Annotated in this window: 11 protein-coding genes; all 11 read right to left on the bottom strand. The window is 31.2% G+C overall.

Going from position 1 to position 11,460, the window contains the following annotated elements; genetic code table 11:
• Nucleotides 1–78: 78 nt before the first annotated feature.
• Complete coding sequence (locus tag F594_RS0104095) at nt 79–915, bottom strand: 3-hydroxyacyl-CoA dehydrogenase family protein (protein WP_004823755.1); 837 nt, start codon at nt 913–915, stop codon at nt 79–81.
• 9 nt (nt 916–924) lie between these two features.
• The gene (locus F594_RS0104090) at nt 925–1,707 is read right to left on the bottom strand and encodes an enoyl-CoA hydratase-related protein (protein WP_004823766.1); all 783 of its coding nucleotides are present in this window, start codon (nt 1,705–1,707) and stop codon (nt 925–927) included.
• 1 nt (nt 1,708) lies between these two features.
• Complete coding sequence (locus F594_RS0104085; RefSeq protein ID WP_019034638.1) at nt 1,709–2,896, bottom strand: acetyl-CoA C-acetyltransferase; 1,188 nt, start codon at nt 2,894–2,896, stop codon at nt 1,709–1,711.
• A 13-nt stretch (nt 2,897–2,909) separates the two neighbouring features.
• Nucleotides 2,910–3,326, bottom strand: a complete 417-nt coding sequence (locus F594_RS0104080; protein ID WP_019034637.1) for a MaoC family dehydratase — start codon at nt 3,324–3,326, stop codon at nt 2,910–2,912.
• Nucleotides 3,327–3,417: 91 nt separating this feature from the next.
• Nucleotides 3,418–4,524 (bottom strand): non-hydrolyzing UDP-N-acetylglucosamine 2-epimerase, encoded by a 1,107-nt coding sequence (gene wecB, locus F594_RS0104075; protein ID WP_019034636.1) that lies wholly within the window; start codon nt 4,522–4,524, stop codon nt 3,418–3,420.
• Nucleotides 4,525–5,574: a glycosyltransferase family 4 protein gene (locus tag F594_RS0104070; RefSeq protein ID WP_019034635.1), complete on the bottom strand. Its 1,050-nt coding sequence runs from the start codon at nt 5,572–5,574 to the stop codon at nt 4,525–4,527.
• On the bottom strand, nt 5,561–6,187 hold the full coding sequence (gene upp, locus F594_RS0104065; protein ID WP_004823752.1) for a uracil phosphoribosyltransferase: 627 nt from the start codon (nt 6,185–6,187) through the stop codon (nt 5,561–5,563). Before upp ends, F594_RS0104070 begins: the two co-directional genes overlap by 14 nt.
• Entirely contained in the window at nt 6,184–6,618 is a 435-nt protein-coding gene (gene rpiB / locus F594_RS0104060; protein WP_009345328.1) for a ribose 5-phosphate isomerase B, read from the bottom strand. The genes upp and rpiB overlap by 4 nt, the downstream gene beginning before the upstream one ends.
• Nucleotides 6,619–6,627: 9 nt before the next feature.
• Entirely contained in the window at nt 6,628–7,680 is a 1,053-nt protein-coding gene (locus F594_RS0104055; RefSeq protein ID WP_019034634.1) for an L-threonylcarbamoyladenylate synthase, read from the bottom strand.
• A 73-nt stretch (nt 7,681–7,753) separates the two neighbouring features.
• Nucleotides 7,754–9,589 (bottom strand): LTA synthase family protein, encoded by a 1,836-nt coding sequence (locus F594_RS0104050; RefSeq protein ID WP_019034633.1) that lies wholly within the window; start codon nt 9,587–9,589, stop codon nt 7,754–7,756.
• A 696-nt stretch (nt 9,590–10,285) separates the two neighbouring features.
• A complete protein-coding gene (locus tag F594_RS0104045) occupies nt 10,286–11,371 on the bottom strand; it encodes a phosphodiester glycosidase family protein (protein WP_019034632.1) in 1,086 nt (361 codons plus the stop codon).
• Nucleotides 11,372–11,460: the final 89 nt, after the last annotated feature.

The following is an 11,460-nucleotide window of genomic DNA, read 5'->3' as shown; positions in this document are numbered from 1 at the left end:
CTCAATAAAAAAGATGCTAACAACAGATTTTCTATTCCTTAGCATCTCTTTTTTTATATATAAGAGTTTAGTCTTTTATTAATATTTATAAAAACCTTCTTTAGTTTTTCTACCCAATAGACCTGCTCTAACCATCTTTTTAAGTAATGGATGTGGTCTGTATTTTGGATCAGCAAATTCGCTATAAAGAACTTCCATAATTGCAAGAACTATATCTAGTCCTACTAAATCTCCAAGTTCAAGTGGTCCCATTGGGTGATTAGCTCCAAGTTTCATTGCTGTATCTATATCTTCTTTTGAAGCTACTCCTTCTGCATAGATTCCAATAGCTTCATTTATCATTGGTATAAGAATTCTATTTACAACAAATCCTGGTGCTTCTTCAACTTCAACTGGAGTCTTTCCTATTTCTTTTGCAAGGTTAATTATTGTTTCTTTAACTTTTGCATCAGTTTTTTGTCCTGAAATTACTTCTACTAATTTCATTAGAGGAACTGGATTGAAGAAGTGCATTCCTATAACTTTTTCAGGCCTTTTTGTTGCTTGACCAATATCTGTTATTGATAATGAAGATGTGTTTGAAGCAAGGATTGTTTTTTCTTGACAAACTTCATCTAATTCAGCAAATATTGATTTTTTTATCTTAGGATTTTCTGTTGCTGCTTCTATAATTAAGTCGCAATCCTTAATATCTTCAATATTTGGTGACAAAGTTATATTTGAAATGGCTTTTTCCATTTCTTCTTTTGTCATTCTTTCTTTTGATACATTTTTTTCGTATCCTTTTTTTATTTTTTCCATTGCATTTTTTAGTGCATCTGGATTTATATCTCTTACAACAACTTGGTGATAGGCAGCCATTGATTGTGCAATTCCTGCGCCCATGGTGCCTGAACCAATTACAGCTATTTTCATTTTTTCTCCTTATTTACCAATAAAATTAGCCTTTTTCTTATTTAAAAAGGCATTCATACCCTCTCTTTGGTCATCTGTTGAGAACAAAAGACCAAAAGATGTTCTTTCAATTTCCATTGCTGTTTCAATATCTGTTTGAGAACCACTTTCTATGGCTGATTTTGAATATTGAATTGCCTTTGGTGCTTTGCTTGCTATTAATTCTGCCATTTCTAAAGCCTTATCTAAAAGCTCATCAGCTTCGTAAACGTGATTTACAAGTCCCCATCTTTCTGCTTGTTCAGCATCAATCATTTTTGCTGTGAATATCATTTCTTTAGCATATCCTGGTCCTATTGCTCTTATAAGCCTTTGAGTACCACCGAAGCCTGGAATAATACCTAAGCCTACTTCAGGTTGTCCAAATTTAGCACGTTTTGATGCAATTCTTATATCACAGGCTAAGGCAATTTCGCATCCACCGCCAAGGGCATATCCATTTACAGCAGCAATTACAGGTTTCTTGCCTTTTTCTATTTTCATAAGCGTATCCATACCAAGCTTACCGAAATCATAGCCTTCAGTAGCTGAAAGTGTAGCCATTTCACCAATATCTGCACCAGCTACAAAAGATTTTCCTGCACCTGTTAAAATTACTACATTTACTTCATCGTCTTCAAATATATTGTCAAAAAAATCGCTAAGTTCTTTTAATACTTCAGTATTTAAAGAGTTTAATGTTTTCTCTCTAGAAATTGTAAGGACAACTATTCCATTGTCCTTACAATCAACCTTCAAATATTTATAATCCATTTTAGTCCCTTCCGACAACTAAAGCAGTTCCCATGCCTCCGCCTATACAAAGAGTTGCAAGACCCTTCTTAGAATCTCTTTTTTGCATTTCGTATAGTAAAGTTGTCAAAATTCTTGCGCCACTTGCTCCAATTGGGTGACCAATTGCTATAGCTCCACCATTTACATTAACTTTAGAAATATCAAATTTCATAACTTGATTTACTGCACAAGCTTGTGCTGCAAAAGCTTCATTTGCTTCAATTAAGTCTAAGTCATCTGCTGTAAGTCCTGCTAACTTAAGAGCTTTTGTTGATGATGGAATAGGTCCTGTACCCATAACCTTAGGATCAACACCACAAGTTGCATAAGAAATAATGTATGCAAGTGGAGTTACTCCAAGTTCTTTAGCCTTAGATTCTTTCATAACTATTAACATAGCTGCTCCATCGTTTATACCTGAAGCATTACCTGCTGTTACTGTACCGCCTTCTTTTTTGAAAGCTGGTTTTAATTTAGCTAAGGATTCTACAGTTACTCCATCTCTAATAAATTCATCATCTTCAACTACTGTAACTTTTCCCTTACGTCCCTTAACTTCAACAGGTACGATTTCGTCTTTAAATCTTCCTTCTGCTCTTGCTCTTGAAGCGTTATTTTGAGATCTGCAAGCTAATTCATCTTGCATTTCTCTAGTTATTCCATATTTTTCAGCAACATTTTCTGCTGTAATTCCCATGTGGTAATCATTAAATGCATCCCAAAGACCATCTTTGATCATTAAGTCAACTAATGTTTTGTCATTCATTCTTGCTCCCCATCTAGAGCTTGGAATACCATACATTGAAGCTGACATACTTTCACTACCACCAGCTAAAACAATTTCTGCATCTCCAGCTTTTATTACTTGGGCTGCAAGTGAAACTGCTCTTAGACCTGAACCACAAACTATATTTATTGTTACTGCTGGACATTCTTTTGGAATTCCAGAACCTAAAACTATTTGTCTTGCAACGTTTTGTCCTTGTCCTGCTTGCAAAACATTTCCAATGTAAGCTTCATCAATCATTTCTGGAGATACTTTCGCTCTCTTCATTGCTTCTTTTACAGCTACGATACCTAATTCTACAGGTCCTACTGTTTTAAATGCTCCACCAAAAGCACCTACTGGAGTTCTTGCTGCTGATGCTATAACTATTCTATCTTCCATTTTTTCCTCCTTGTCATGCACGTGGTGGCATAACACTTGCCACTCCTTCTAAAACTACTTCACCTTTTTGATTTGTGCATGTTGTTTTTAATTTTAAAATTTTTTCCTTAATGATTTCAGTGGCCTCAACTTTTGCAGTTATGGTGTCACCAAAATAAACAGGTTTGGTGAATTTTAATTCTTGCCCAAGGTAAATAGTTCCAGGTCCAGGAAGTTGCATTCCTAAAACCGCAGATACAAGCCCTGCTGTTAGCATACCGTGGGCTACTCTTGTTTTAAAGATTCCTTTTTCAGCTTCTACCTCATTGATATGGGCTGGATTTAAATCTCCTGTAATACCAGCATAGGTATATACATCACTTTCCGTAATTGTCTTCGTAAAACTGGCACTGTCTCCAATTTTAATTTGGTCCATGGTTTTCCCTTTCATGTTTTACCTCCTTAGACATTTCACTCATATTATACCCTAAAAAAAGTCTAATAATAGACGTTTTTCACCAATTTTACATTTTGAAAAAAATTTATATATTTTTTTCTAAAATTTCTACAATTCGTATAGAAGCTTTCCCATCTCCATAAGGATTTACAGCCTTACTCATTTTATCATAAACTTTTTTATTGTCTAGAAGTTCTATGATATTTTTATATACATTTTCTTTATTTACACCGATTAGCTTTGCAGTTCCAGCTTCTACACCCTCTCTTCTTTCTGTTTCATTTCTAATTACTAAAACAGGTTTACCCAAAGATGGGGCTTCTTCTTGAACTCCTCCAGAATCAGTTACAACAAATTTAACCTTATTCATCAAGTTTGAAAAAGGTAGGTATGATAGGGGTTCAATTAAATGAACTCTATCTAAACCATCAAAATGTCTGTGAGCAATCTCTCTTATAAGAGGATTTAGATGCATAGGAAATATTACTTCTACATTTTCTCTTTCATTAACTATTTCTGAAAAGGCTGAAAATATATCTTCCATGGGTTTTCCCCAATTTTCACGTCTGTGTGATGTGAGTAATATTACATCTTTATTTTTATAGTCAATATTATTTAACAAGTCATTTTCAAATTTGTAGTTATCTTTTACCGTATATTTTAGAGCATCAATCACTGTATTTCCAGTAACAAAAATATTCTTTTCATCATATCCTTCCTTCAAGAGATTATTTTTATTGTTTTGTGTTGGGGCAAAATTAAAGTTTGAAATTACTGATACTAATTTCCTATTTGCTTCCTCAGGATATGGTGAATAAATATTTCCTGACCTTAGACCTGCTTCTATATGGCCTATTTTTATTTTTTTATAAAAAGCTGCAAGTGCCGCAGCAAATACAGTTGTTGTATCTCCTTGCACTAAAAGTATATCCGGTTTTTGCTCATCTAAAATATTTTCAAGTCCTCGTAGACTTTGTGTTGTAATATCTGTAAGACTTTGTCCTTTTTTAAAAATATTTAAGTCAAAATCGGGTTTAATATTAAAAATTTTTAAAACTTGGTCAAGCATCTGTCTATGTTGACCAGTTACACATATTAAACTTTCAATGTTTTTGTGTTTTTCAATTTCTTTTATAACAGGAGCCATTTTTATTGCTTCAGGTCTGGTTCCAAATACAAATAAAACTTTCATTTATTCCTCCTTATTTGAAATCATTCCACTAAATATTCCTATTAATATTATAGCAACTATTATTAGAATTGAAACGATTAAACCTACTTGAGATTTGAAATCAGCAATAAAATTAGCCAAAATTCCAAATATAATAGAAATGCTATATAAGATTAATACTGTTTGTTTTTGATTTAATCCTTTTGCTAGTAGTCTATGATGAAGATGACCTTTATCAGCTTCCACTATTGATTTTCCATGCAATTTTCTTCTAACCATAGCAAAGGCTGTATCAAAAACAGGCACTCCTAGGGCTAAGAGAGGAACAAACATCATCAGTATAGCTGCTTGTTTCATTACTCCTTGAATTGTTATAAAAGAAAGCATAAAACCTAAGTATAAGGCTCCTGTATCCCCCATAAATATTTTTGCTGGGTTAAAATTGTAAGGCAAAAATCCCAAACACGCACCTGCAACTAGAACACAAATAAAGGTAACTGCTATATGGTTTATTCTTCTCGTGATAAAAAACATTGATATGGCACATATCATTGATATACCTGCTGCCAAACCATCTAATCCATCTATCAAATTAATAGTATTTGTGATTCCACATACCCAAAAAATTGTTATCGGTATTGAAAGTAAATTTATAAGTTCTAGCATTTGTTCAGCTTCAAAAGGATTTGTAAAAAATTCTATTTTTACCCCACCTATTATCAAGCATACCGCTGCAAGAACCTGAAATAAAAGTTTCATCTTTGGACTCAAACTTTTCTTATCATCAATAAGTCCTGAAACAACAATAATAGTTGAACCTATAAGCAACATAACAAGCATCCTGTCTAATTTTAAAAAATAAATACTGAGGATACTTATTACTATATACATTCCCAAGCCACCACCTATGGGCATAGGTTTATTGTGCATCCTTCTGTTGTCCTTTGGTATATCTAGAAAATTAAACTTTTTTGCAAGGTATATAACTACTGGTGTTATAAGTAAAGTGAAAACAAAGGCTAATAAAAAAGGCTTTAAATAATATTTAATTATCATATTATTTTGTACCAAACAATCTATCTCCGGCATCTCCTAAACCGGGCAAAATATATCCGTGTTCATTTAAACATCTATCAACTTCACAAACATAAATATCTACATCTGGATGTTTTTCCTGAACTGCTTTTATGCCTTCAGGTGCTGCAAGTAAGTTCAAACTTTTTATCTTTGTAGCTCCTTTTGCTTTCAATTCATCAATAGCTTCAACTAAAGTTCCTCCTGTTGCAAGCATCGGATCAAGAAGAATTACTAATCTGTTTTCAATATCTTTTGGAAGTTTGCAATAATAAGTTACTGGTTTTAATGTTTCTGGATCCCTATACATTCCTATATGACCAACTCTTGCAGAAGGTACAATTGTTAAAAGTCCATCAACCATTCCAATACCTGCTCTTAATATTGGAACTATACTTATTTTTTTACCAGAAATTTCTTGACCAACCGTTTTTTCAAGAGGTGTTTCAATATCAATATCTCTCAACTCTAAATCTCTTGTGACTTCATATCCCATTAGAGTTGCAATTTCAGTTGTTATTTGTCTAAATTCCATAGAACTTGTTTCTTTCTTTCTAAGTATGGTCATCTTATGCTTTATTAATGGATGATCCATTATTTTTAAACTCATAAATCCTCCTCTATTTTTTCTACTCTTCTTATATGTCTACCGCCTTCAAATTTGCTTTGAACAAAAGTATCTACAATTTCTTTTGCCATATCAAGCCCTATTAATCTTGCTCCCATAGCAAGCATATTGCAATTATTATGATTTCTAGAAAGCTTTGCGCTCAATGGTTCTGAGCAAAGGGCACATCTTATTCCTTTTACCTTATTGGCAGATATTGAAATTCCGATGCCTGAACCGCAAATAACTATTCCGTAATCAACACTTCCATTTTGAACTGTCTTTGCGACTTTATGTCCAAAATCAGGATAATCACATCTTTGATCAGAAAAACTTCCACAATCTATTGTTTCTATTTGTTTTTCTTGCAAATATTTTTTAATGTCTTCTTTGAGATGAAATCCTGCATGGTCGCTACCTAATGCTATTTTCATTTTACCTCCTTAAAGTCCAATTACAACCCTACCGGCACAGGCTTTAAGAAGTCTATTCATAATACTTAGGCCCATACCCTTTAATTCAAATCCTTCAGCGAAAATTACATCAACTTTTTCTTCATCGCACTTTCTCAAAAGGTCAAATAAAGAATTTGCTACTTCTTCAAGATTATCTCTATCTCCTAAATTTAAGATAAGGTCGGCTCCCACATACTTGTCAAGATTTTGGCTGGTAGCAAGAACCGCAACCTTACCCTTTGAATTTTTTATTCTTTTATTTATCTCATTTACAATTCCATCCATCTCACCGACAAAGCAAGTTGCCACTCCCTTTGGGGCATAGTGTTTGTATTTTTGCCCCGGAGATTTTGGTATTGACTTATCCTTTGCATCAATAGTTGTATTATCTATTCCAATGGACTTATCAATTTTTTGTAAATCTTCCAATGTTACCTTTCCAGGTCTTAAAATCATAGGTGGATCTGTTGTTACATCAAGAACTGTAGATTCAATTCCAACAATAGATTTTCCCCCATCCACAATTATATCCACACGGCCCATTAAATCTTCAATTACATGGCTCGCTTTAGTGGGTGATGGTCGTCCAGAAATGTTGGCAGAAGGCGCTGCTATTGGCAAATTTACATTTTTTAAAATTTTTGCTGCAATTTTATTTGACGGCATTCTTATAGCAACAGTATCAAGTCCTCCCGTAACTTCCATAGGAACAATACCAGACTTTTTAAAAATTATAGTCAACGGTCCTGGCCAAAAATTATTTATACATTTTTTTGCAATTTTTGGAATTTCACTGACTAACTCATCTAACTGTGAAGTTTTTGCAATATGAAGAATTGATGGGTTGTCATTAGGACGACCTTTAGCTTCATAAATTTTTTTCACAGCTTCCTTATCTAAGCCGTTTGCACCTAATCCATAAACTGTTTCAGTCGGAAAAACAACTAATCCCCCTTCTTTAAAAGTTTCGGTTATTTTTTTTAATTCTTTTTTATCCTTATCTATATCTTTTTCGCTTAATTTAATAATGCTTGTTTTCAAAAAAACACCTCTTTTAAATCTTATTTAATTATATCAGTTTAAAAGGTTAATTTTAAGTCTTAGGCAAAATTTACTATTTTTTTCTTTGATTAACTCTGTAATATTCATATGCCCTGTAATCCATATATTTTTGGGCTGCTTCTCCGCCAACTTTTTCCTTTGGATAAGTTGCATCCTTAGTGTATATAAAATGTCTTGAAATAATAGGCATATAATCTCTCAAATTAGAATTATACTCAAAGAAATTGTCAGCTTTTGTAAAGCCAAGCATATCTAAAACACTTGATCCTAAAAAGTTTGCAGAAATTACTGAGCCTTTTGTCAGCTTAGCATTTTCTACATTCAAATATTTTCTTCCTGCTTCATTTGCAGTTATAAAAAAAGGTGTAGAGTGACGAGTTATTTCATCCTCTAAAGTATCTACTTTCATATCAATACCTATTTGTTTGTAGCCATCAGGGTCTTCTCCTAAAGCTGGAAGATGGTCACCATAAAATACAAAAATTATAGGTTCTTGTCTAGACATTATAAAATCATAAACTCTGCCAAGCATTGTATCAATATCTTTTACTCCTATAAAATAGGAACCCCAGCACACTTTTGCTTCATCTGTTAGAGGTTTAGTGCAATTAAAAGGCAAGGTTTGTCCATATTTATCATAAAAATATGGTCCATGATTTTGAATATCCACTGCATAATCAAAAACTGTTTCTTTTGAATCAAGAGATTTTTTCAATCCATCTAGATATATATCGGTAAACTTTTCTTCACTGAAATAATCTCCTTTATTTTCAGGATTTTTTATATTTTCAAGAAAACTAGATTTATCAAAACCAAGTCTTGGATATACAACATTTCTGTGGTAGAACCATTCATAACCTGGGTGAAATGCCATAGTATTATAGCCAATATTTTTTAGTACACTTGCCAAAGATTTAGTATTATTTTTTACAATGTTAAAAGCATAAGATCCATTTGGAGCTGTATCAATAGTTAAGGTTCCTGTTAAAACATCAAATTCTGTATCACCAGTACCTCCACCAAATCCAGGCACTACAATTCTTCCTGTCATTGGTGCTTGGTTACAAATCTTTTTAAAATTTTCATTAGGGTCATTTCCCTTATCAAAAGAAAATACGGGATTTTGTGAAAAATCTGTAAAAGATTCGCCCATTATCCAAACAATATTTGGTTTTTCTTGAGCTTTTAATACAGAAATTTCTTCCCCTCTATCTTCCCTATCTCTATTGGCATATTCTTCTTTGTTATAATTTTGTGGTGGTCTAATCATTGAAGCATTGATTTTAAAAATAAAGGAATAATTAAATCCCATGGAATTATAAACATCAATTTCATTAAAAGGATTACCATAAACTTTCAAAGAATTATAAACATTTGATGAAATATAAAATCCCTTGTATGAGAAAAATCCAATTACGAGGCTTATTATAAGAATTGTTGCTCTTGTTGATAAATTCAATTTATTAGTTTTATAAAAAAATAATATTATAGCTAAAAATGTAAAAAATAACAGAGCTAAAATTATAGAAAACTTATCAGGAGAATAAGAACTTTTCACCATTTTTACAGCTTCTAAACTTTCATTTATATCCGAAAGTTTAAAAGGGTCTTTTCTATAAATTATTTTCATTCTATTTATAATAAGAAAAATAATTTGAAAAGCTGAAACTAAAACGATAGAAATTTTTACCCTGCCACTTAAACCATATAAAAATAAAGCAAGCAAAAACGGGGGTAAAAAATTTAAAATAATAAGTTTAAAAGAAAATACATTTTTTATTAATTCAAAAAAAGGTGCCGTTGCTAAAACAAATACCATAGTAGTGCTCAACAAAGCCACAAAAGCAATAAAAAATATATCCTTAAATAATTTATTAAAATTTTCCATAACATCACCTCACTTAGTATAAAGCAATCAATAAAAATTTACAATTTTAGTGTCAGAAATTTATAAAATTTCACCAAATTTTAATATTTCTTTTACATAGCATTCACATTATTTTAAATACACAAAAAGCCACATTTGGGAGAATGTGGCTTTTGGTATTTTCCGTCCATACTGAATATGAAAGGAGAGGATGGAAAATAAGACTGGTATAAAATTTAAGTTTTAATCTCAAGGGGGGTATCCTTAGATTAAATTAAAGTACAGCTATAATGTAGAATTCTACATTATAATAAATGGGTGCAATATGAATTAACCATAAGTTAATTCTAATCATTTGAGTAAATGATAGTTAGTATCAACTAACTATGTCTTATTATAACTTAGTTCAAAAAAATTGTAAAGCTTTTTTTGAAATTTTTTCCAAGGAATTTACTATGATTATTTTTTATCCCTATACAAATATTGATTTTTAGCGATTTCTATATGAAAATTATTTTTAAATTTTTTTAAAATTTATATTAGTTAAACTTATTTTTTAAATATATTAAGCATATATTTTATTAAAATAAATTTTCTTACAAAAAAATTTTTTAAATTAATACTTATTTTAAATACTATATAAATTTCTATAATTCGCACTAAAAAACTGGTGGCAAAATTTTATTTATTATTAGCCACCAGCACATTTTTTGATTTTTATTTAAAAATTAAGACAGTATTAAGATTTCTGCCAGCATTTTTTATAACTTTTCCATTTGCAAATAATGCTGATGATGCACCTCCATCTAAATTCATAGCATCAATGCATCCTAAATCATTCATTATTAAAGCAAGTTTATCAACGTTTGCTACAGTTGTAAGTAAAATAACTTTTCCGTTTTTAGTAATCCCTATAGCTGACCTTTGACCTGTGGATGCATTTATTTTTCCTTCTTTATAATTATTCTTACTTTCTGCTACAACATTTTTGCCATTTTGTAAAAGCATAGGTCCTGCTGCTACAAGTTCTGTTACTTTGCTATAACTTATATCTTGACCATTGTATTTAAAAGTTTCGTTACCCTTGCCATCCACTAAGACAAGTTCAACTTTTCTACCAAGCTTAAATCTTTGGTCAATATATGATTTATCTACAGAATCTTTTCCAAAATAAATTATGTATCCATCTTTAGGTAAAGAAATTTTTCCTTTTGGCTCATAAATTTTTGTTACAGTATCTTTTACTACTTCAATAACTCTTCCATTCTTTAAATTTAATTCATTATTATATTTATTAGTGAATTTAAAAATTCCTGCAGTATCAGTAGGATCAACATTTACATACCATAAATCGAAAACATTAAATTCCATAAGACCCTTATCATTATTCCATTCATTTTTTCTTTTACCATCAAGATAACCCTTGTATTTTAAAGATAAATTATCAATTTTTACCTTATTTTTATCAAATACAAAAAAAGAAGGAGTGGTGCCTACCATTTTCCAAACTTCTCCATCCTTAATAATTGTTGCCATAGGAACTAAAGTTTTATAAGAATCAAAATAATTACCGTTAATCGCTACTTGAGCCTTGTTATTTTTTACAATTTCATAAAAATTTTCTGCACCTATTAAAGCATTTTTCCCTTTTGCAACATGAATTTCTGAAGTTTCGTCTAAAGTAAGTTCACATACATTACACCTAACTCCTTGAATAGTTTTTGTTGAAACGTTTGATTTCACCTGCCCAAAAACAGGAATAATTAAAGTTAAAGCTAATAAAATTCCAATTATTTTTTTCATAATATATACCTCCAAATTGATTATAAATTATATGAAGATTTTTGACAAATAGTAAAAAAAAGAACTTTCAAAAATGAAAGTCCTTTTTT

Origin of the sequence: Peptoniphilus lacrimalis DSM 7455 (genome assembly GCF_000378725.1) — a bacterium.
Taxonomy (GTDB): domain Bacteria; phylum Bacillota; class Clostridia; order Tissierellales; family Peptoniphilaceae; genus Peptoniphilus_A; species Peptoniphilus_A lacrimalis.
This window is presented reverse-complemented; position numbering and strand designations above follow the sequence as displayed.